Origin of the sequence: Bradyrhizobium sp. Tv2a-2 (assembly GCF_000472425.1) — a bacterium.
GTDB lineage: Bacteria > Pseudomonadota > Alphaproteobacteria > Rhizobiales > Xanthobacteraceae > Bradyrhizobium.
Genome location: NZ_AXAI01000016.1, coordinates 150,126 through 170,262 on the forward strand (window position 1 = coordinate 150,126; position 20,137 = coordinate 170,262).

General features: G+C 63.1%; 18 protein-coding genes. 2 read left to right on the forward strand and 16 right to left on the reverse strand.

The window, feature by feature from the left end; all coding sequences use genetic code 11:
* Positions 1–12 precede the first annotated feature (12 nt).
* The 11 genes from A3AI_RS0129590 to tolQ all read right to left on the reverse strand — a co-directional run bounded on the left by A3AI_RS0129590 (position 13) and on the right by tolQ (position 13,238).
* Positions 13–318 (reverse strand): hypothetical protein, encoded by a 306-nt coding sequence (locus A3AI_RS0129590; protein WP_024519046.1) that lies wholly within the window; start codon positions 316–318, stop codon positions 13–15.
* A 582-nt stretch (positions 319–900) separates the two neighbouring features.
* On the reverse strand, positions 901–2,823 hold the full coding sequence (gene ftsH / locus A3AI_RS0129600) for an ATP-dependent zinc metalloprotease FtsH (RefSeq protein WP_024519047.1): 1,923 nt from the start codon (positions 2,821–2,823) through the stop codon (positions 901–903).
* A gap of 265 nt (positions 2,824–3,088) precedes the next feature.
* Positions 3,089–4,156 (reverse strand): tRNA lysidine(34) synthetase TilS, encoded by a 1,068-nt coding sequence (tilS, locus tag A3AI_RS0129605; protein WP_024519048.1) that lies wholly within the window; start codon positions 4,154–4,156, stop codon positions 3,089–3,091.
* A gap of 123 nt (positions 4,157–4,279) precedes the next feature.
* Positions 4,280–5,350: a tol-pal system protein YbgF gene (gene ybgF, locus A3AI_RS0129610; RefSeq protein ID WP_024519049.1), complete on the reverse strand. Its 1,071-nt coding sequence runs from the start codon at positions 5,348–5,350 to the stop codon at positions 4,280–4,282.
* Between the two features lie 162 nt (positions 5,351–5,512).
* Positions 5,513–6,001 carry a peptidoglycan-associated lipoprotein Pal gene (pal, locus tag A3AI_RS0129615; protein WP_024519050.1) on the reverse strand — a complete coding sequence of 163 codons (489 nt, stop codon included), beginning with the start codon at positions 5,999–6,001 and terminating at the stop codon, positions 5,513–5,515.
* Positions 6,002–6,295: 294 nt separating this feature from the next.
* Positions 6,296–7,036 (reverse strand): N-acyl amino acid synthase FeeM domain-containing protein, encoded by a 741-nt coding sequence (locus A3AI_RS0129620; RefSeq protein WP_024519051.1) that lies wholly within the window; start codon positions 7,034–7,036, stop codon positions 6,296–6,298.
* Positions 7,037–7,200: 164 nt separating this feature from the next.
* Positions 7,201–9,531, reverse strand: coding sequence for a putative bifunctional diguanylate cyclase/phosphodiesterase (locus tag A3AI_RS0129625; protein ID WP_024519052.1), 2,331 nt, complete (start codon positions 9,529–9,531; stop codon positions 7,201–7,203).
* A 185-nt stretch (positions 9,532–9,716) separates the two neighbouring features.
* Positions 9,717–11,057 carry a Tol-Pal system beta propeller repeat protein TolB gene (tolB, locus tag A3AI_RS0129630; protein ID WP_024519053.1) on the reverse strand — a complete coding sequence of 447 codons (1,341 nt, stop codon included), beginning with the start codon at positions 11,055–11,057 and terminating at the stop codon, positions 9,717–9,719.
* Positions 11,058–11,084: 27 nt separating this feature from the next.
* Complete coding sequence (gene tolA, locus A3AI_RS0129635; RefSeq protein WP_024519054.1) at positions 11,085–12,026, reverse strand: cell envelope integrity protein TolA; 942 nt, start codon at positions 12,024–12,026, stop codon at positions 11,085–11,087.
* Positions 12,027–12,034: 8 nt separating this feature from the next.
* A complete protein-coding gene (tolR, locus tag A3AI_RS0129640; RefSeq protein ID WP_024519055.1) occupies positions 12,035–12,484 on the reverse strand; it encodes a protein TolR in 450 nt (149 codons plus the stop codon).
* A 40-nt stretch (positions 12,485–12,524) separates the two neighbouring features.
* On the reverse strand, positions 12,525–13,238 hold the full coding sequence (gene tolQ, locus A3AI_RS0129645; RefSeq protein ID WP_024519056.1) for a protein TolQ: 714 nt from the start codon (positions 13,236–13,238) through the stop codon (positions 12,525–12,527).
* Between the two features lie 688 nt (positions 13,239–13,926).
* On the opposite strand from tolQ, the gene A3AI_RS0129650 reads away from it, so the two are divergent.
* Both A3AI_RS0129650 and A3AI_RS0129655 read left to right on the forward strand, forming a co-directional pair.
* Positions 13,927–14,334 carry an ACT domain-containing protein gene (locus tag A3AI_RS0129650; RefSeq protein WP_024519057.1) on the forward strand — a complete coding sequence of 136 codons (408 nt, stop codon included), beginning with the start codon at positions 13,927–13,929 and terminating at the stop codon, positions 14,332–14,334.
* 173 nt (positions 14,335–14,507) lie between these two features.
* Complete coding sequence (locus A3AI_RS0129655) at positions 14,508–16,262, forward strand: serine hydrolase (RefSeq protein ID WP_024519058.1); 1,755 nt, start codon at positions 14,508–14,510, stop codon at positions 16,260–16,262.
* Between the two features lie 55 nt (positions 16,263–16,317).
* On the opposite strand, the gene A3AI_RS43645 is transcribed toward A3AI_RS0129655, so the two are convergent.
* From A3AI_RS43645 to A3AI_RS0129680, 5 genes are all read right to left on the reverse strand, one after another.
* The gene (locus A3AI_RS43645) at positions 16,318–17,568 is read right to left on the reverse strand and encodes an MFS transporter (RefSeq protein WP_245286977.1); all 1,251 of its coding nucleotides are present in this window, start codon (positions 17,566–17,568) and stop codon (positions 16,318–16,320) included.
* Between the two features lie 335 nt (positions 17,569–17,903).
* Complete coding sequence (locus tag A3AI_RS0129665) at positions 17,904–18,407, reverse strand: DUF2852 domain-containing protein (RefSeq protein WP_024519059.1); 504 nt, start codon at positions 18,405–18,407, stop codon at positions 17,904–17,906.
* 128 nt (positions 18,408–18,535) lie between these two features.
* The gene (locus A3AI_RS0129670) at positions 18,536–19,234 is read right to left on the reverse strand and encodes a TetR/AcrR family transcriptional regulator (RefSeq protein ID WP_024519060.1); all 699 of its coding nucleotides are present in this window, start codon (positions 19,232–19,234) and stop codon (positions 18,536–18,538) included.
* A 70-nt stretch (positions 19,235–19,304) separates the two neighbouring features.
* Positions 19,305–19,682 carry a YciI family protein gene (locus A3AI_RS0129675; RefSeq protein ID WP_024519061.1) on the reverse strand — a complete coding sequence of 126 codons (378 nt, stop codon included), beginning with the start codon at positions 19,680–19,682 and terminating at the stop codon, positions 19,305–19,307.
* A gap of 38 nt (positions 19,683–19,720) precedes the next feature.
* On the reverse strand, positions 19,721–20,137 hold the full coding sequence (locus tag A3AI_RS0129680; RefSeq protein WP_024519062.1) for a YciI family protein: 417 nt from the start codon (positions 20,135–20,137) through the stop codon (positions 19,721–19,723).

A 20,137-nucleotide genomic window follows, 5' to 3' on the forward strand; every position in this document is an offset into this window, starting at 1 on the left:
CGCGGCTGAAGCCTAACGCGGTGCGTCCTTGCGGGTTTGCGCGGGCGAGGCGTCCCAATTGCTCCAGCTGACGCTCGCCAGCGTCTTGAAGTCGGTAGTGAGAGGACGTCGGGTCCGCTTCTCATACTCGGAGATGCATCGCTCGGACTCGGCGATCTTGCGCTTTAGCTCGGCGATGTTGCCCTGCGGCGCTGCCGCCGCCTTCGGCCCTATGTCGCCAGTCGTGAACCGCGTCGTCTCCAGAGACTTGACTGCCTCACGGTTTCTCTTGAGCTGGACCCGGTGCCAGGCGATTTTGCTGTCGCTGTCAGCAACCATGCACGAACTCCCCTGATTCGCGGCGGAGCATAGCATCGCCGGCTGAATCGGTGACAGGGCCCGGCGCTGCGCCCCAATTGGCCCGGATGCGCCGAAATTGCGGCATTTCGGAACTGTCCCGCGAATGGGGCCAGTTTTAACCAATGTTGCATCCGGCAGTTTGGACGGATTTCATCGTCCTTCTCCCAGACTGCCAGCCTTGAACCATCCATTAGTTCGGGACCCGGAACATCGCACGCAGCATGCGATTTGTTCGCAGCGCAATCGGAGCAGGCGTGTGAGTCCGTCGTCGGCGAAATTACTTAGCCCCCTCACCTCTGCTGGTCCTTCGGGATCACGAATTTCAAGCGCGACCACGTCGCGTCGATGGCGCAGACCTTGACGTCAACCAGGCCAAGCGCGGCCCCGGTTGCAAATCGATGCACCATGTGAGCGGCTCCGTGAGCCGCGCCGCAAGGCTCGCACCATCAGGCGGCGCACCAGGATGTCGAAGCCCCGCTGACAAAAATGCAAAAGCCCGGCTTGATGCCGAGCTTTTGCTGGAATGGCTGGCGGAGTTAACCCGCGATATCGAAGTGCGGCTCAGGCCTGCGGCTGCGGCTCCAGGCCGGGGTCTGGATCGGGCCGCGGCCGCGGCCTGCCGGCCGGCGGCACGGCGGAGGTTCGCGGGCCGATCGGCTCCAACACCGACTCGCGGTTCGGCTTCTTGCCGTTGATGACGTCGGTGATCTCCTCGCCGGTCAGCGTCTCGTATTCGAGCAGCGCCTGTGCCAGCGTTTCGAAATCCCGCTTCTTCTCAGTCAGGATTTGACGCGCCGTCTGGTAACCCTCGTCGACCAGCCGCCGCACCTCGGCGTCGATCTTCTGCGCGGTGCTTTCCGAAACGTTCTGCTGGCGGCCCATCGACATGCCCAGGAACACTTCTTCCTGGTTATCGCCATAGGCGACGGTGCCAAGCTCATCCGAATAGCCGAACTGGGTCACCATGGCTTTCGCCATCTTGGTTGCCTGCTGGATGTCGCCTGATGCGCCCGACGTGATGCTGTCCTTGCCAAAGGTGATCTCCTCCGCCACGCGCCCGCCCATTGCGACCGCAAGCTGCGAGGTGAACTCCTTGTATTTCATCGAGTAGCGATCGCCCTCGGGCAGGAATTTCACCATGCCCATGGCGCGGCCGCGTGGAATGATGGTGGCCTTGTGCACGGGAATGCCGGCAGGCACGTTGAGGCCGACGATGGCATGGCCCGCCTCGTGATAGGCGGTCAGCATCTTCTCTTCCTCGCTCATGACCAGCGACTTGCGCTCGGCGCCCATCAAGACCTTGTCCTTGGCCTCCTCGAACTCGGACTGGGTCACCATACGCTTGTTCCGGCGTGCCGCGGTCAGCGCGGCCTCGTTGACGAGGTTCATCAGGTCGGCGCCGGAAAATCCCGGCGTGCCGCGCGCGATGATCTTCAGATTGACGTCGGGCGCCAGCGGCACCTTGCGAACATGGACCTTGAGGATCTGCTCGCGTCCGCCGACATCCGGATTCGGCACCACGACCTGGCGGTCGAAGCGGCCGGGACGCAGCAGCGCCGGATCGAGCACGTCGGGCCGGTTGGTGGCGGCGATCAGGATGACGCCCTCATTCGCCTCGAAACCATCCATCTCGACCAGCAACTGGTTCAGCGTCTGCTCGCGCTCGTCATTGCCGCCGCCAAGTCCGGCGCCGCGATGACGGCCGACGGCGTCGATTTCGTCGATGAAGATGATGCAGGGCGCATTCTTCTTGGCCTGCTCGAACATGTCGCGCACGCGGGAAGCACCAACGCCGACGAACATCTCGACGAAGTCGGAGCCCGAAATGGTGAAGAACGGCACGTTGGCTTCGCCCGCGACTGCGCGCGCGATCAGCGTCTTGCCGGTGCCGGGCGGGCCCACCAGCAGCACGCCGCGCGGAATGCGTCCGCCGAGCCGCTGGAATTTGCCGGGGTCGCGCAGGAACTCGACAATCTCCTGCAGGTCCTGCTTGGCCTCGTCGACGCCGGCGACGTCCTCGAAGGTGACGCGGCCATGCGCCTCGGTCAGCATCTTGGCGCGCGACTTGCCAAAGCCCATCGCCTTGCCGGCGCCGCCCTGCATCTGGCGCGACAGGAATATCCACACGCCGATCAGGGCGATGAACGGCAGCCAGGAGACGAGCAGCGAGACGAACCACGGCACGTTGTCGCCGGGCGGCTTGGCCGTGATCTGCACCTTGCCGTCATAGAGACGCTTCACCAGCGTCGGGTCGTTCGGCGCGTAGGTCTGGAACGAGGACCCATTGGTAAAGGTGCCGTGAATCTCTGGTCCCTGGATCACGACGTCGCGCACATGGCCCTGGTCGACCTCGGTGAGAAGCTGCGAGAACGAGATGTCCTGCGAGGAGGTGCGTTGACCCGGATTCTGAAACAGCGTGAACAGCGCCAATAGCAATAGGACAATGATGACCCAGAGGGCGAAATTGCGCAGATTGGCGTTCATTGACGTTCCTTCGTGGTCGCGCGGATCGCGGCCTTGATGTCCTTTGGACCTATCCCTGGGAAGCCACGAGGGAATCCCCCGGTCGACCGTATCACAATTTAGGTACCGCTGGCGGGGATGCCAAGGGAACCACGCAGGACTATTTAGCGCATCCTAGCGCAATTCCCGTTCAAAAAATGGCGTTTTGACCGGCGTTTCGGCAGGTGGTTAAGGTCGGCCGGCCGCAATATTTGGAAAAATCGGGCCCCTTCAGCACTCCGGAGCGCTAGCGGGCGGACCTGCGCCGCGCCGGCGCCGGCTCAATGCGAATCTGTCCCGGCTTGAGGCTTACCAACGCACCGGCGAGGGTCTGCTTGAGACGGACTCCGAGAGAGCCGGCCCCGGTTTTCTTGGAGCGCTCCGTAAAGTTACGGTCCAACTTCGCAAGCAGGCTCTCGAGCTTGCCGAGCTCGGCCGGCCCCTCGTGGCCGAAGCGGTTAACGGCGCGCATCAACAGGCGCAGCCTGATCTCTTCGGGGAGAGCTGCAAAGGCTTCAGCGTCGAACACCATGGCGTTGCGATCGGCATGCAGCGCGCCCTGTCCTTTCAAGGCGAGATACCGCTCGGCGCCGTCGGTCAAGACCTCCACCGCAGCATTGGCCCTGGAAAGCCGCGTCGCAAGCCGCGCCAGCGCATGGACGTCCCCGCCTTCGGCGGCGAGCACCGGCAACAGCGCACGCAGCCGCGGCCGCGTGAACGCGGTGTCGCGGTTGGTCGGATCGTCTGCGTAACCGATCTTCGCTCGATCCAAGGTAGCGATCAGCCGCGCCTTCGGAACGTCAAGCAGCGGCCGAGCCAGGATTACTCCCGCGCGCGTGCTCACGCGCTTCATCGCTCCGAGTCCTGCGATGCCGCTGCCGCGCAACAGTCGCATCAAAAGCGTTTCGGCCTGGTCGTCTCGGGTATGCGCGGTGAGGATGTAGCTTGCACCCGCGCTTTTTGCGGCCTGCGCCAGCAGGCGATAACGCGCCTCGCGCGCCGCCGCTGGTAAGCCGGTCCTTGGCTTCTCGCCGCGCCAATGCAGCGTCTGGTGCGGCAGTTCCAGCTCCTGCGCCAGCCGCTTGACCTCGCGCGCTTCGCGGGCCGCTTCCGGCCGCAAGCCATGATCGACCGTGATCGCAACCAGCTTCGGACCACGTGACAGCGCGCGGCGCCAGCGCGCCATCAACCACATCAGGGCGATGGAATCGGGTCCTCCGGAGACCGCGAGCACCAGCGCCGGCGCCTCCCGCCAGTCGGCAAACAAGTGCCTGGCATCCTGAGCCGAGATCGGGGAATCGTCGTCCTCTGACATGCCGTCACCGGCCCTGGCGTTGTCGCGTCTTCCGCAGCGGCTCCATTTTTGAACGCATGGCGGCACAGTTCAAGACGCTGTCGCAAGCGACAGGGACGCCCGGCAAGACCTGCGGGCGAGGCCTCAGCACTTTTCCTTTTTCTGCTCGCGGTCGACGGCGGCCTTCACGGAGGCCGAGGCGCGCGGATATTTGCGGCCCACCTCACCGAAGGCAGCACAGGAGGCTTCCTTCTCCTTCAGCGCGCCAAGCGATTGTCCGAGCCGCAGCAGCGCATCGGGCGCCTTGGACGATTTATCATATTTGGTGGTCACCGTGAGGAAGGCTTCGGCTGCGTCGCGATATTGCTGGCGCTGAAAGAGGCTTTCGCCGAGCCAGTACTGGGAATCGCCAATCAGTGCGTCGTTCGGATACTTCTGCACGAAACTGCGCATGGTCTGCTCGGCGAGCGCATAGTCCCTGCGCTGCATGTAGCCGATGCCGAGATCATATTCGTCGCGCGGCGAGTTCGACGGTGGGGCGGTCGCAAGCCCGCCGGCACCGCCCGGGTTGACCGAAGGCGGCGGCATGTTGCCCTGCTGATAGCGCGGCGCGCCTGCAGCGTTGGAGAGGTCCATCGGCTCGCCCGGGGCGCGGCCGGCGGGAGCACCGGCATATCCATCGGCCGGAACAGGCATCTGGCCGCCGCCCAGCGCCCGTGGCGCGCCAGGCGCATTCGGATTCTGGCCTGGATCGAAGGCGTCGCCGCGCCGCGACACGCCGGCACCGGCCGGCGGCGGCTCCTGCACGATCGGCGCGGGTGCAGCGATCTGCGGCTGCTGGCCATAGCCACCCTGCGGACCATAGCCACGCTGCGCTTGCGGCTGGCCCTGATAGCCTTGCTGGCCCTGATAGCCTGGCTGGGACTGGCCGTAGCCGCCCTGGGCCGGCGGAGCGGCGGCAATGCCGGGTTGGGCCGCAGGCTGACCCGCCGCCGGCGGGACGCCGCCCTGCAACTGCTGCAGCCGCTCTTCGAGCTGGCGGTTGCGGTATTGCAACTCCTCGTTCTGGCCGGTCAATTGCCGGAGCTGATTCTCCAGCCGCTGGATCCTGATTTCGGGATCCTCATCATCCGACTGGGCAAGCGCCTGGGATGACAGCGCAGTCAGCGCAGCGAGCGCCGCAACGCGGCTCAACTTCTGAAATCTGGATGACATTTGGCCCTGATGACGTAATCCGCGTGACCGGGAACGGCCGCACCTTGGCGCAGGGACTACGCCAAAAATGTGACTGATTCAAATAGCCTTCGGCGCTCTCGCGGCAACGCGAAACCGGCGCCCATGGGCGCCGGCTTGCTAACGTGTCGACAGCCGAAACCGTCAGGAACTGGCGTTCAGCACCGTCACCGCACGGCGGTTCTGCGACCAGCACGAGATATCGTTACACACCGCTACCGGCCGTTCCTTGCCGTAGGAGATGGTTCGCATCCGGCTCGCATCGATGCCGCGTGAGGCAAGGAAGTTGCGAACCGACTGGGCGCGCCGCGCGCCAAGCGCGATGTTGTATTCGCGCGTTCCACGCTCGTCGGCATGGCCTTCGATGGTGAAGGAGTAACGCGGATAGGTCTGCAGCCACTGTGCCTGCTTTTCCAGGGTCACGATCGCCTGCGGGGTCAGATCGGTCTGGTCGCTTTCGAAAAACACGCGATCGCCCACGTTGACCACGAAATCCTGCTGGCTGCCCGGAGCCGCGGCACTCGCCATCGCGTCAGCGCCAAGGTTCTTGTTGGCGCAGGCGCCCATGGACAGGGCTACCGCGAGCACCGCGGCCAACTTCAATCCCTGGAGGATACGCATAGGATGTTTCATTCGGGAGCCTCCACGCTCACGCATATCTACTGCTATCCGGTCTACAGGGGGTTGGTTAAACGAACGTTCCGTCAACCTTGATGGGCTGTTGCCAACCCTGATCAAATGCCCCCAGACGGCGAAAAGCAAACGCAATGGTTAATGCGTTGTAAATGTGGCGTGAGGGTGAAGGCAAGCGGGGCCGGGTCCCCGTTATCGCATGGATTTTGGGCAGTTTTCCCGCGTTTTCAGCCAACCGCGCGGTATTGCCTGATCCAGCCGCTCTGGGACCAGGCGTGATTCGCGCGCCTGTCATCAGAGCCCGGGCGCGACCTCAGCCAGATGCGGCGCCGGAACCTCGACAGCCGACGCGAATCGCCGCTCGACCGAGCGCGCGAACAGCATCCGGCGCTCAAAGCTGCTTGAGCGCATGATTGGGAACCGGGTCATGACTTGCTCCCGCTGCGCCCGAAACGGAGACGCCATCAGCGCCACCTTTTTCAATACGTTCGGAAACGCACGCGGCTCGGCGATGGTCTTGTGGAGAAAGACCCGCCGGTAAAACGCCTGGTGCTCGGCCCGCACGACGGCAAGGCCAGTGTCGGCGTTGAAATAATCGCAAGCCAGGTAAGCAAGCCGCAACGTCACATAGGGGAGTTCGGGAAACCGTTGGTGCTTTTCGGGATCAGCCACGAACCGCGCCGGGTCGACAAAGACTTCGCCCTGGTCGAGGCGCGGGTGAAGAACATCGCCGAACAATTCGGTGGCATAAGATGTGCGCCATTCCGACGTCAGGACGTGAAGGCGCAGCGAGCTGCAGAGTTCGCCGTCGACATAGATCCCGAAGATCCAGGCATTGGGCGCGTCGTCGTAACGGTCGCTGACGCGCCGGGACTCCGACGGCAAGATCAGTCCACCATGCAGATAGGCCCGGTAACGCATCGCATAGAGGTCGTCTCTGTCCTCGGCCGTCTCGATGCGGCGGTAGTCGATACGATCGAACAGCCCCGCCCCGCGCACGTTGAGCGGAGTGCGCGGCTCGACTCCGGACTTCATCTGATACTCCCCCACACACCCAAACAACTTCCGCGAGAGAAAAACGTTAACGGTTCTTTAACGAGATTGCAAAGCATTCTAAATGTTAGGGTTAACCTTGGGCTCCGCAGAAATTCGGATGTTGCATCGAACGCAACCATGAAGTGTAGCTTATCGGGATTAAGTCAGGCGATCGATCGCGAGGGAAGCGCGACGACCTGATCGTCCGGCGTGCGCCGGCCATGGGAGGCGTTGAGCAGCTGGCGGATCCGCACCGCGGGCACCGGCCGGCTGAACAGATAGCCCTGCGCCTCCGTCACCGAGCCGTCGGCGCTGATCAGTTCAAGCTGCTCATTGGTCTCGATGCCCTCGACGACGACCTGCATTCCGAGGTCGGCCGATAGCCGCGCCACGCCGCGCAACAGCGTCAACGGACGGGCCGCGTCGATGCCCTCCAGGAACGAGCGGTCGATCTTGACTTTCTGCAGTGGGAAGTTGTGCAGATAGCTCAGGCTGGAATAGCCGGTGCCGAAATCGTCCAGCGAGATGCGCACGCCGATAGCGCGCAGCTGCGACAATACGTCGTGGGTCAGCTGCGTGTTGCGCAGCAGTGAGGATTCGGTGATCTCGATCTCGAGCCGCTGCGCCGGCATACCCGAGACCTCCAACGCATAGCGGATCTCGCTGAGTACATCGCGCTGATGGAACTGCTGCGGCGAGAAGTTGACGGCGACGCTGACCCCTTCCGGCCATTTCATGCATTCCATGCAGGCCTTGCGCAGGATCCAGCGGCCGAGATCGACGATCAGCCCCATGTCCTCAGCGACCGGAATGATGTCGACCGGCGAGACGGTGCCGCGCACCGGATGGTTCCAGCGCAACAGCGCCTCGCAGGTGGTGATCCTGCCGGACTTCAGATTGACCAGCGGCTGGAAGAACAGCTCGAACTCCTCGTTAGCGAGCGCCTTGCGCAGATCGAGCTCAAGGATGCGGCGCGACTCGACGATCTGCGCCATCTCCTGGTGGAAGAAGCAGAAGGTCCCGCGGCCATCGGCCTTGGCGCGATAGAGCGCCATGTCGGCATTCTTGAGCAGGGTGTCGGCGCTGACACCGGACGAGGTCAGCGCGATGCCCACGCTGGCACCGATCTCGACCAGATGATTGTCGATCTTGTAGCGCTCGCTCAAATGATCGACGATGCGCCGCGCGAGCACGGCGGCCTCCTCGCTCGCATTGATGTCCTGCTGGAACACCACGAACTCGTCGCCGCCGAAGCGGGCCACGAAATCCTCGGGGCGCAGCATCGCGCGCAGGCGGTCCGCGACCGCGCACAACAGCTGGTCGCCGCAGGGATGGCCAAGCGTATCGTTGACCTGCTTGAACTGGTCGAGATCGATGAACAACAGCGCGGAGAGCCGGCCGGCCTCATGCGGCATCTTCAGGAGGCGCTCGATCTCGTCACGGAAATTGACGCGGTTGGGCAATCCGGTGAGATCGTCAAAGCGCGCCAGATGGCTGATGCGGGCTTCCGCATTGCGCCGTTCGGTGATGTCCTCGAGCAGCACGACGGCGCCGCCATCGGCCATCGGCTGGAACGTCCATGACAACGAGCGGCCGCGGACCGTGTCCGGATCGGTGGTGACGATGTCGCGGGCTTCCGAATTCTCGATCTCCGCGAGAATGACCTTGCCGCTCGCCGCCGAGATCGATCCTGAGACCACGCAGGCCTGCACGACATCGGCCGAGGTGGTGCCGCGGCCGACGAGGTCGTCCGACAGCTCCATCATCTCGCTGAAGCGATGGTTCATGACGGCCAGCCGGCCGTCGGCGCGGAACATGCAAAGGCCGTGCGGCATGTTGTTGAGCGCGGTGTCGAACTGGCCCGCCAACGCGGCCTCGCGCTCGCGCGCCACGACCGCGCGCATGAAGATGCGGTGCAGATTGGCCGAAAGCTGGATCAGGACCGCGAGATAGACGGCGCTGAGGAGGGACATCGCGATGTAATAGGGCGTGCCGCGGAACGCGAGCGCGGCGACGGCCGGACCGAAGCTCAGGAGCGCCTGCAGCCGGAATATGCTCTGCCGTCCAAAGGCGCGGCCGGCCCCTCCTGACACCACCCCGGCGGTGACAGACAGGCAGATCATGTGGACCACGGCGTCGTCGGTGCTGAGCAGGGTCGCGGAGCACCAGAAGCCGATCGCGGCGGCCTGGACCATCGCCCAGACCTGATAGCGCTTCTCCCAGCGGGCGCCTTCCACGGCACTCAAGGTCGATTTGCGCGACAAATAGTGCCGCAGATCGACCAACCTGATGGCGCCGGCCAGAATGAGCAGCGCGACGCATGTCCAGGTCAGTTGCTGCCCGGTCTTCAGCGCGGTGATCGCGGCCGCGATGGAGATGAAGATGATGCCCGCCAGCAGCGCGCCTGGGCTCTCGAACAGCGAATCGACCGGAGCCGCCCGTGTGGACGGGGATATCTCGTGGTCAGATATTTCGCGCTGGGTGGCGAGCTGCATTTTTCGGGCGCACGTCCGGTTCGGAAGTGCATATCCTTACCGCTCCCAGATGAAGTCTTTCTGAGCGAAGATCGTTAGCGGAAGGTTGCCCTGCATTTCGCAGGATAGAAATATGCAAGCAAGATCAATATACTAAGCAAGTCTGACCGCGTGCAACCAATAGTATGTTGCGCAATCACCCTCGATTACGACAGAAGCGGCGACCAGGCCGGGTCGGAGGCGTAGCCGGGCGTCGGCTGCTTCAATTCGTTACGGCCGGTGATGTCGATGGTGTAGAGCGAGGGCCCGCTGTTGCCGCCGGGATCGCGGAAGAACATCAGGACCCGCCCGTTCGGCGCGAAGGTCGGTCCTTCATTGTGGAAGCCCGAGGTGAGCAGGCGCTCGCCGGTGCCGTCGGGCTTGATGATGCCGATCGAGAACTGGCCGCCGCCCTGACGCGTGAAGGCGATATAGTCGCCGCGCGGCGACCACACCGGCGTCGAGTAGCTCGCATTGACGTCGTCCTTGGCGAAGGAGATGCGCTGGGCGTTGCCGCCCGCTGCCGGCATCACATAGATCTGCGGCCTGCCGCCGCGGTCGGATTCGAAGCAGATCTGGCTGCCGTCGGGCGAATAGCAGGGAGAGGTGTCGATCGCCGGCGTGTCGGTCAGCCGCGTGGTGGCCTTCGAGCGCAGGTCCATCACGAACAGGTTGGAATTGCCGCCCTGCTGCAGGCTCATGATGATGCGCTGGCCGTCGGGCGAGAAGCGCGGCGAGAACGACATGCCCGGGAAATTGCCGACGATCTCGCGCTGCCCGGTCTCGATGTTGAAGAGATAGACCTTCGGGTCGCCCTGCCCGAACTCCATATAGGTGATTTCCTGGCTCGACGGCGAGAAACGCGGCGTGAGCACAAGATCGGCGCCGCGGGTCAGATAGCGCACATTGGCGCCGTCCTGGTCCATGATCGCAAGCTTCTTGACGCGCCGCTCGGCCGCGCCGCTCTCGTCGACAAACACCACGCGGCTGTCGAAATAGCCCTTTTCGCCGGTCAGCCGCGAATAGATCTGGTCGGAGATGATGTGCGCGATGCGCCGCCAATATTCCGGCGCGGTGACATATTGCTGGCCGGCCAGTTGCTGGCCGGAGACGACGTCCCACAAGCGGAATTCCGCCTTTAGCTGCCCGTCCGACTGCCGGGTCACGCGGCCGGTAGCGAGCGCCTGCGCGTTGATGCTCTTCCAGTTCTGAAACTGCGGCGCGAGGTCGATGTTTGTGATCTTCTCGATGAACGCTGCCTGATCGATCGGCGCGAAGAGCCCGCTGCGCTTGAGATTGTTGGTGATGACGCCGGTGACGTCGGCACCGACCTGGCCGTCGGCGGGCGAGCCCGGCACGAAGTTTGGAATCGCGATCGGGATCGGCTGGAAACTGTCCGGCGTGACACCTAGTCGCTCTGCGAAGGCGGATTGCGTCCCCAACATGGCAACGGCCGATCCTGTCGCCATCATGAAGCGGCGCCGGGTCAAAGATTTCATGTCATTCATAGGATTGCTTGCTTTCAAGTTCGAAACTTAGAGCATGTCTTTGAGGCTGAAAGTCATCGGAATATATTTCCAGGTGTCGTACTGTTCCTTCGGCAGGAAGGCGTAAGCCTGGCATTGCACGACGGCACGAGCGGCGCTCTCGGCCATGGCGTGGCTGATCGACGCCGAAGGTCCGCGCACGGCAATAATGGTGGGCTGGGAGGCCAGCGTGCCGTCCGGCCGCATATAGATATCGACGTCAGCCTCGAACTGGTCGGCGTCGATGCCGTTATAGGGGAAGTTGAAGCAGCGTCTCACGGCGGACACGAAAGCGCCCTTCCAGGTCGCCACGATGTTTTGCGAGTTGCCGCTATGGGTGCCGAGCGAAGCTGATGCGTTGAGCGCCGCACCGGTGATCGATTGCCGGGTCGGATCGCGCTTGTCGAGCAGCGCGGCGATCTTGGTCTGATCGAACACACGCTCCTGTTTCGGCTGCGGCGGCGTCGGAGCGGCCTTGGCTTCCTGCTTCTGCTCCGGCTTGGGTTTGGGCTTCTGCTTCTTCTCTTCGGTCTTCAAGGCTTCCGCGATCGGATCGACCTTGGCCGGATCCGGCTTCTTGTCGGCCTGCTTCGACTCTTCCTTGGGCTTGTCTTCCGCCTGCTTGGGCGGATCAGGCTTCTTCTCGACCGGCTTTTCCACGGGCTTCGGCGCAGCCGAGGTCGTGATCTCCTTCTCGGTCACCTTGCCGATCGCCTCGTCAATCGGCTTGGCATCCGCGACCTTCTCGACCAGCGGCTTTGGATTCTCCTTCTGGCCGTTCGTGATGCCGGCGGTCATCTTGGCGAGCTGGTCGGTGGAGATGATGTCCACCGCGAGCGAATCCGGTTGCACTTCATAGGAGCGCGCGGAAAAAGAGATCAATCCCCATCCGATCACCAGGACGTGGAGCGCAATCGACGCAACGAGTGTCTTGTCGACCTTGATCTTCACCGGCGGAGCTACCCCTGATCCACTTCTGTCACCAGCGCCACGCGGCGGAATCCGGCGGCGGACAGCCGTCCCATCACTTTCATCACTGTGCCGTAGTCGACCTTCTTGTCCCCACGAACGAAGATACGTTCATCCATCCCACCACGGGCATCGGTGATCGCCTTCAGTTTGGGCACCAGATCATCGAGCGGAATCTCGGTGTCGTTCAGGAACACATGGCCCTCCAGGTTGACCGAGAGCGTCAGCGGATTCTTGTCCTGGTCGAGGCTTTTCGCCTGGGTCTGCGGCAGGTCGAGCGGCACGCCGACGGTCAGCATGGGCGCCGAGACCATGAAGATGATCAGGAGCACCAGCATGACGTCGACCATGGGCGTGACGTTGATCTCCGCCATGACCGGTTTGCGCCGGCTACGGCGGCCGCCGCTGCCGCCCGACGAGCTCGCGGTGTTCATCCCCATGATGTAGAGCCCAACTCCCGATGCCTCATTCTACCCATCCTCAGGCACGCTCGTCGATCTGGCGCGACAGGATGGCCGAAAATTCATCTGCAAACCCCTCCAGGCGCTGAGCCTGCCGATTCACCTCGGAGGTGAACTTGTTGTAAAAAATAGTCGCCGGAATTGCGGCAATGAGGCCGATTGCGGTGGCAAACAGCGCCTCCGCGATGCCGGGCGCCACAACCGCCAGAGAGGTATTTTTCGAGGCTGCAATCGACTGGAAGCTCGACATGATGCCCCAGACGGTGCCGAACAGGCCGACAAAGGGGCCAGCCGAGCCCACGGTTGCCAGCACCAGGAGCCGCCGCTCCAGCCGCTCGATCTCGCGCGCGATCGAGACGTTCATCACCTTTTCGATCCGCATCTGCAGGCCTGCGAAGGAGCGGGCATGACTTTCGAAGGAGCGCTTCCATTCGCGCATCGCGGCCACGAAACAGGCCGCCATGGACTGGGTGGGCTTGGCGGACAGCGAGCGGTAGAGTTCCTCGATCGATTCCCCCGACCAGAACGCCTGCTCGAACCGGTCCATGGAACGGCGGGCGCTGGAATACATCATGAATTTCTCGATCGCGATGGCCCAGACCCAGACCGAGCAGGCGAGCAGCCCAAGCATCACGCATTTGACGATCCAATGCGCCTGGAAGAACAGTGCGATCAGCGATACGTCGGCGGACTGCAGCGGCAACGCTGCCTGAGTGACGTCAGCCGGATTCATCGTCGGTATCCTCTCAACGCAAGTGTTCCCATATCCCTCCGGAGACAATGGCTTCCGGCGGCCGCGCGCCTGTCGCGCGGAGGCGAAGCCTGCGCTCAACGTTCTGATCCGATCGCATGGGAGGCCCGCCGAAGCCTTGAGCCTCATTCCCCTGCCAACATGTCAAAACGAGGGCTGTTCGCGCGGCTTTACGCCCCTAACCAAACGCTCAGCGTGGTTAAGACGCAGTTACCAAAAGAAATTTGGTTGGGCGAAATGAAGGCGGGCCAAGCGGTTAGGAAGGATTCGGCCCTGTTTTGCGACCAAAGGCGCAGGCCCGAAGCCCCGGCACCCGATTGCCGACTGATAAATTGCTGACTGATAACAGGGCCGGAACCGGGCTTACCCATCTCCATCACCCCAGCGGCGTCCACGCCAAGCGGTGGCCTCGACCGGCTGCGGCCCACTGCAGCACCCGGGCAGTTCATCTTTCAGGCGCGCGCGGGCCTGCGCGCGGAACTCCTCGCATGCGCGCCCTCGCCGCGACCGCCATCGCCACCACAGCGCAGGCCGGCACCCGGCAGTCCGCATGAGCGCAGCAACACGCGGGGTTTAGAGGTCGGCTGTCCGGATATCGCTTCGCTCATCCGGGCCACAAGACTACAAGATCTGCTGACCGCATCAGACAGTCTCTTCAGTAGGCACAGTCATGTCGGGCGAACGCGATCTTGAGACGCTCATGAAGAACATGAAGCCCGAAATGCACGAGGGCATCTTCGTGTTTTGCACCACTCCGGAACAGCAAGAGATCAGTTCCGCAATCAGGCCGGTGCTCACCTTTCGCGAACACGAAGGGACAACTTTTGTGATCCGGCGCGAGGAAGCCGAAAGCGCAGGGTTGTCTTACCAATTCGCGTCGCGCCTGATCACTTTGACAGTCCACTCCTCGCTTGATGCGGTTGGCTTTCTGGCAGCAATCACCGCTCGGCTGGCGCAAGCCGGCATCAGCGTCAACGCAGTTTCAGCTTTCTACCACGATCATCTGTTTGTCCCCGAGCAAAAGGCCGATGAGGCTCTTGGCCTTCTACGGAGCATATACAGGCCGCACGCGGATTGAACCGCCACGCAGCGTTCAGACATGGGGACGCCGCGACAATATAGAAATCGTCGCGCGAAGACCTTCGTCCCTACAATCAGCACTATGCCGATACAGCCATCACACGTTTCGTGTACCTTCGACAAAATGGCAGACAGCCTGCGAAACAAATCTGCCAGACCGGAGGACTCGCAATGTCCACTGAGCCTGCGACGACGGACGCGACGATAGCTGCACTGACGCCAGGCCTCGATGCGCTCGCCGCAGAGGCGATGGCGGAATGGCAGGTGCCCGCTGCCACGATCGCCATCGTGCAGAACGGCGAGACTGTGCTGGTGAAGGCCTATGGCCAGCGCGATGTCGAGGCCGGGCTGCCGGCGACACCACAGACCCACTTCACGATCTGCTCCATCACCAAGACGTTCGCCGCAACGGGGCTTGCGATGCTGGTCGACGAAGGCCGTCTCGACTGGACCAAGCCCGTGCGCGACTATGTGCCGGAGTTCCGGCTGCATGATGCGATCGCGACCGACCGGATCACGGTGCGCGACCTGCTTTGCCATCACAGCGGCCTGCCACGGCATGACTGGATCTGGATGCTCGGCGACCTCTCGCGGGCCGAGATGCTCGCCGCCACGCGCCACATAGAGCCGAGCCGGGATATCAGGACCGAGTTCCAGTACAGCAACCTCGGCTACAACATCGCCAGCATCGTCGCGGAGCGGATCACCGGCCTGAGCTGGGAGGAATTGACGCGCACGCGGATTGCCGAGCCGCTGCAGATGCCCATGACATTCACGGTCGAGGAGTTGGCGGCGACGGAAGACGTAGCCGTTCCTTATCTCACTCATCGCGAGCAGCGCCAGCGCACGAAATTCTGGCCGATCGGCGCGACCGCGGCGGGAGGCATCAACACATCGGTCGCGGCGCTCGCCAATTGGATGAAATTCCTGCTTGCGGGCGGCGAATTCCAAGGCAAGCGCTTGCTGTCAGCGAGCCTCTTGCGCGAGATGCAGATGCCGCGCGTTCACGACGGCGGATCGGAATTTCCGGAGTTCGGCGAGTCCCATTACGGCCTCGGCTTCGGCTCAACAATCTATCGCGGGGAACGGGTCGTCGGGCACTCCGGCGGCTGGATCGGCTTCAGCACGCTGATGCGGCTGGTGCCGGAGCGCAATCTCGGCGTCGCCGTGTTCTGCAACGTCAGCGGCGCGCCGATACCCAGCATTCTCATCAACTATGTGATCGATCGCACCAGCGGCAAGGAGCCCGTGCCGTGGCTGGACCGCCTTCGCGACCTGCACCGCAAGGGCCTCGTCCAGCAGGCGATCGACGAGGAGCAACAGACTGCGCGACGCAAGAACGCCCCGCCCAGCCACGATCTCTCCGACTACGCCGGCACGTATCAGCATCCCGCCTATGGACGGATCGAGATCACACGGCGTGGCGACAACCTGCATTGGGCCTACCGCACGCTTTCGGCAGAACTCGCACACCGGCACTACGAGACATTCGAGGTCCCGCGCATTCCCTTTGAGCTCAATCCGGATCGCCTGGCCATTACCTTTACGACCGATCGTGACGGCAATGTCGCAAGCCTTTCCGCTCAGTTCGAGGTGCTGGTGCCGGACATCGTCTTCACCCGCGCTCCGGGCGGCGATTGCATGGATGCGGCGTTTCGAACCGCCTGCACCGGCCGCTACAAGCATGGATCGATCAGGCATGTGGTGGCACAGGAGGCCGATGGCGCCCTGACGCTCAAGCCGGACTATCAGCCGCTGTATCACCTGCGTCCCTACCAGGGCGGCATCTTCACGATCGTCGAGTTGGAAGGCTTTCGCCTGGAATTCAGGCGCGGCGCGAGTGGCGCGATCGACGAGCTGGTATTCCATCAGCCCAACGGAACGTTCATTGCGCAACGGGACGAGACCGAGGCCACCGCGCCCTGAGGGGGCGGCGCGTCACCGCGCCAGCGTCGCCGGCTGATCCCGATGCGGATGATCGCTAAGGCAGAACCAATAATCCGGCTGCGACCAGCATTGCTGCGATGGCCGACAGTGCCAGCGACCAATGCACGCCGATGAAATTTCCGATCAGCCCGACTGAAACACCGCTGAAGGCGCGCAATCCCAGGCTCGCCATGTTGAAGAGGCCGATGATGCGGCCGCGCTTGTCGAGCGGAGCGTTGAGCTGGACCAGGCTCTGGGCCATGGCGTTGAACGACAACTCGAGGAAGCCTGCGGCAAACAGGAAGGCGAGCGCGAGCCAATAGGTGCTCGCGAGCGAAAACACCGTCAGCGCCGCGCACCACAGAACCGCAATGATGATCGCGGTGCGTGGCCGCGGCAACAGCAGGCCACCGCCCTCGAGCACGAGACCGGCCAGCAATCCGCCGGCGGCGTCGGAAGCGAGCAGCGCGCTGTACGACAGGCCGGGATCGCCATGATGAAGATCGGCCGCAAAGCCCGGCATCTGCGAGCTGTAGGCATTGCCGACGAAGAACGAGGCCGCACCCGCCAGCAGGATCATCGACACGATGGTCGAATGCCCCTTGATGTCGCGCACCGTCTGCACGATGTCGTTCAGTCCCCTTACGGCACGGCGCGGCGGCGGCGTGCCGGCGCGATAGCGCGGACCGTAAGGCGCATTCACGAGCCAGAGCACCAGCGGCAGATAGAAGATGGTGTTGAGCATGATGCCATGCGCAGGCCCCAGTGCGATCAGGATCGCGCCGCCGACGGCAGGGCCGACCAGCACGGCGAGATAGCGCGCCATGGCGTTGAGCCGCACCGCGCTCTCCAGATCCTGCGGACCGACGATGTCGTAGAGCAGCATCTGGTTCGGCGTCTGCCAGAGCACGCCGGCGCAGCCGTGAATGACCAGGATCGCCATCGCCTGCCACATCTGCAGGGAATCCGTGACGAAGAAATAGCTCCAGCTGAGCGAGGCGATGATGAACAGCGCCATGCCGCACTGAATCACCCGGCGCGGATCGAAGCGATCCGCGAGCGCGCCCGAGGCAACCGAGAACAACAGAAAGGGAAGCCAGTGCGAGACGATGGCAAAGCCGCCCAAAGCCGGCGAGTGAAACTTCTGGTATACGACCCAGTAGCTGATGACGTGCTCGATATTGTCCGCCATCATGGCGAGCACGAAGGTCGTGAACTGGGCACGAAAGCCCGGATGGCGCATCGCCGCGAAGGATCGGCTTGCCTGTGAGGAAGCGGCGGCACGGATCGGTTTTAGTTCATTCATCTAAAGGCAGAGTTTCATGCGGATGGAATGGGAGTTGGGCCGTCGTCACCGCTAAAGCATGATCCGGAAATGTGTAGCGGTTTTTCGAAAAGATCATGCTCAAAGACCTAAAGCGCGATGACGATTCAACCAAATCTCATCGCGCTTTAGGCGACCCAATTTGCTTGGCGATGTACCCTTTGCTTATAGCGTTGCCGATTGCGACCTGCCACCGCCCTTCCGCATCGGCCGACGCGCCTGCAAAAACAAAACCGCCCGCCTGCTTGCGCAGACGGGCGGCTCTCGGCTTCAGGCGTTATGGGGGCATGACACCTGAAGACTTCGTGTGATGGCCATCAAGCCTGGTGCGGCGGCTCGTCGGTGGGGCCGGGCGCGGGGCGGTTGCGGTGCTGGGCCATGAAGGCGTCGAACTCTTCCTTGTCCTTGGCGTGGCGCAGGCGGCCCAGGAAATCCTTGAACTCCTGCTGCTCCTCCTCCAGGCGGCGCAGCGTCTCCGTGCGGTATTCGTCGAAGGCGCGGTTGCCGCTGGAGGGCGGCCCGAAGCCAAAGCCGAAGCCGCGGCGCTCCATTCTGTCGCGCATGCGCTCCATCTTGTACTGCATCCGCTCCATCTTGTTCTGCCAGCGATCGCGGTCGTGGTGGCTCCAGCAAGACATCTTTCTGCTCCCTAGGGTGAAAAAGAGAAGGGCGAGTCCGATCGGCCACCAGATGATGAAGCCGAGAACGGTGACGGCGATCCAGCCGGGATGCCAAGGCGTATCAAGCATTCGCGGCCGCTCGTAATAGGGCGGCGGCTCCGCCTGACCGCGCCAGCGATTGACGTCTGCAGTGTAGGTCATTCGCGCTCTCCATTGCGGCACCACGGCATCACGCCGGTGTGAATGTAAATAACATTTACATAGATAGCCGATCCTCGATTTCTGTCAAGCCGGCCTGCCCACGCGCCGGCCGATTTATTTTTGAAATTTTATTTCGGCTTGCCCCAGGGGCCGGCAGGCTTGTCCTGCGGCTCGGCGGCCTCCGCCCTGCGGTCGGTGGGGAAACCGAGGCCGCGCAGATAGATCAGCACCTCGGCCTCCAGCAGTTCCTCGGGCGTCATCGGCAGCTTGCGACGCGCCGCATCGCCACGCGAAAACAGCGAGGCGATGCCATGCGACATCGACCAGAAATGCAGCGCCATCATCATCGCAGGCGGCCGCGGCGTGCCCACTGGCACCAGCGCGGCGAGACGCTCGGCAGCCGCGCGAATGATGCCAAAGGCGCGCTCGCCCACCGCCAGCAGTTGCGGGTTGGCATCGCTTGGAACGCCGGATTCGAACATCGCGGAGTAATACGCCGGCTCTTCGCGGGCGAAGGCGAGATAGGCTTTGCCGACCCGCTCGAAGGCGCTCATGGTGTCGGGACGGCCGTCGTCCCAGGCGCCGCCGAGCACCTGTTCGAACTGTTCGAAGCCGCGCTGGGCGATCGAGGACAACAATTCGTCGCGGTCGCGAAAATGCCGGTAGGGTGCCGCCGGGCTGACACCGGCCATGCGGGCGGCATCGGCAAAGGTGAAGCCAGCCGCGCCCTTCTGCCCGATCAGGTCGAGCGCCGCCTGCAGCAGCGCCTCCTTCAGGTTGCCATGGTGATAGCCGCGCTCGCGGCCCTGATCCTTGCGCCAGTTCATGTAAAAAGCTTTTACATGAGCCGACGCAAAGTCACTAGGATTATTGAGGATTGTTGTCGTTCAGGAGTGTTCAGGAACCGCCCGGAATCGGCAGGACCGGCATGATCTCCACCGACTCGCCCGGAAAGACCGCAAAATGCGGATGGTTCTCGAACAGCTTTGCCGCCGCTTCCGCAGAAGCAGCGCGAATGACCGTAAAACCGGTCAAGACGTTGGTGACCTCGTGAATGCCCTTCGCATCGACCTTCAGGGTCTTGCCGAGCGGTCCGCCCATCTCGGCGATTGCGCTTTTGTGCTTCTCCACCCAACCGTGCCAGGCCGCCATTCCCTGTTGCATCTTGGCCTGGCGTTCGGCCTCGGGCAGCGCATTCCAGGCCGTCATTTGCGGACTGGTCTTGGAGCCGAGGAAGACGGCGAGGAAGCTGTTCGTGCCGGTATTGCTGCTCATGGGACGTTCTCTCCTGTTGTGTCGACAGAGTGGGACGATCAGTTGGCGGAACGCTTCTGCAACTCCGCAAAGCCGGCGGCGGCTTCCTGGACGTCGGCGGGGAAATCGGCCATTTCCTGCACTTGGCGAATCTCGATGACCTCGTTGGCAGAGCCCGGGCAGCGCTTGGCCCAGGCGATCGCCTCCTCCTTCGATTTCACGTCGATCATCCAGTAGCCTCCGATCACTTCCTTGGCCTCGGTAAACGGCCCGTCGGTGACCACGGGCGTGCCGCCCTTGAACGAGACGCGCGCGCCCATCGACGGCGGGTGCAACCCGTCCAGCGTGACAAGCACACCGGCTTCCTTCAGCGCTTCGTTGAAGCGCATCATCTTCTCCACCGCGTCGGCCGGCGGCATGGTGCCGGGCGCCGCCGCCTCGTAGCCGCCGGGGATCATCAGCAACATGAAACGCAT

Excerpts from the sequence above, each read along its gene's own strand:
- A3AI_RS0129665 (WP_024519059.1), bottom strand. The coding sequence starts at position 18,407 with ATGACCTACACTGCAGACGTCAATCGCTGGCGCGGTCAGGCGGAGCCG.
- tolQ (WP_024519056.1), bottom strand. The coding sequence starts at position 13,238 with ATGAATCCGGCTGACGTCACTCAGGCAGCGTTGCCGCTGCAGTCCGCC.
- tolR (WP_024519055.1), bottom strand. The coding sequence starts at position 12,484 with ATGGGGATGAACACCGCGAGCTCGTCGGGCGGCAGCGGCGGCCGCCGT.
- A3AI_RS0129670 (WP_024519060.1), bottom strand. The coding sequence starts at position 19,234 with ATGAACTGGCGCAAGGATCAGGGCCGCGAGCGCGGCTATCACCATGGC.
- ybgF (WP_024519049.1), bottom strand. The coding sequence starts at position 5,350 with ATGTCATCCAGATTTCAGAAGTTGAGCCGCGTTGCGGCGCTCGCTGCG.
- A3AI_RS0129625 (WP_024519052.1), bottom strand. The coding sequence starts at position 9,531 with ATGCAGCTCGCCACCCAGCGCGAAATATCTGACCACGAGATATCCCCG.
- ftsH (WP_024519047.1), bottom strand. The coding sequence starts at position 2,823 with ATGAACGCCAATCTGCGCAATTTCGCCCTCTGGGTCATCATTGTCCTA.
- pal (WP_024519050.1), bottom strand. The coding sequence starts at position 6,001 with ATGAAACATCCTATGCGTATCCTCCAGGGATTGAAGTTGGCCGCGGTG.
- A3AI_RS0129620 (WP_024519051.1), bottom strand. The coding sequence starts at position 7,036 with ATGAAGTCCGGAGTCGAGCCGCGCACTCCGCTCAACGTGCGCGGGGCG.
- A3AI_RS0129680 (WP_024519062.1), bottom strand. The coding sequence starts at position 20,137 with ATGCGTTTCATGTTGCTGATGATCCCCGGCGGCTACGAGGCGGCGGCG.
- A3AI_RS0129655 (WP_024519058.1), top strand. The coding sequence starts at position 14,508 with ATGTCCACTGAGCCTGCGACGACGGACGCGACGATAGCTGCACTGACG.
- A3AI_RS0129650 (WP_024519057.1), top strand. The coding sequence starts at position 13,927 with ATGTCGGGCGAACGCGATCTTGAGACGCTCATGAAGAACATGAAGCCC.
- A3AI_RS0129590 (WP_024519046.1), bottom strand. The coding sequence starts at position 318 with ATGGTTGCTGACAGCGACAGCAAAATCGCCTGGCACCGGGTCCAGCTC.
- tolB (WP_024519053.1), bottom strand. The coding sequence starts at position 11,057 with ATGAATGACATGAAATCTTTGACCCGGCGCCGCTTCATGATGGCGACA.
- A3AI_RS43645 (WP_245286977.1), bottom strand. The coding sequence starts at position 17,568 with ATGAATGAACTAAAACCGATCCGTGCCGCCGCTTCCTCACAGGCAAGC.
- tilS (WP_024519048.1), bottom strand. The coding sequence starts at position 4,156 with ATGTCAGAGGACGACGATTCCCCGATCTCGGCTCAGGATGCCAGGCAC.
- A3AI_RS0129675 (WP_024519061.1), bottom strand. The coding sequence starts at position 19,682 with ATGAGCAGCAATACCGGCACGAACAGCTTCCTCGCCGTCTTCCTCGGC.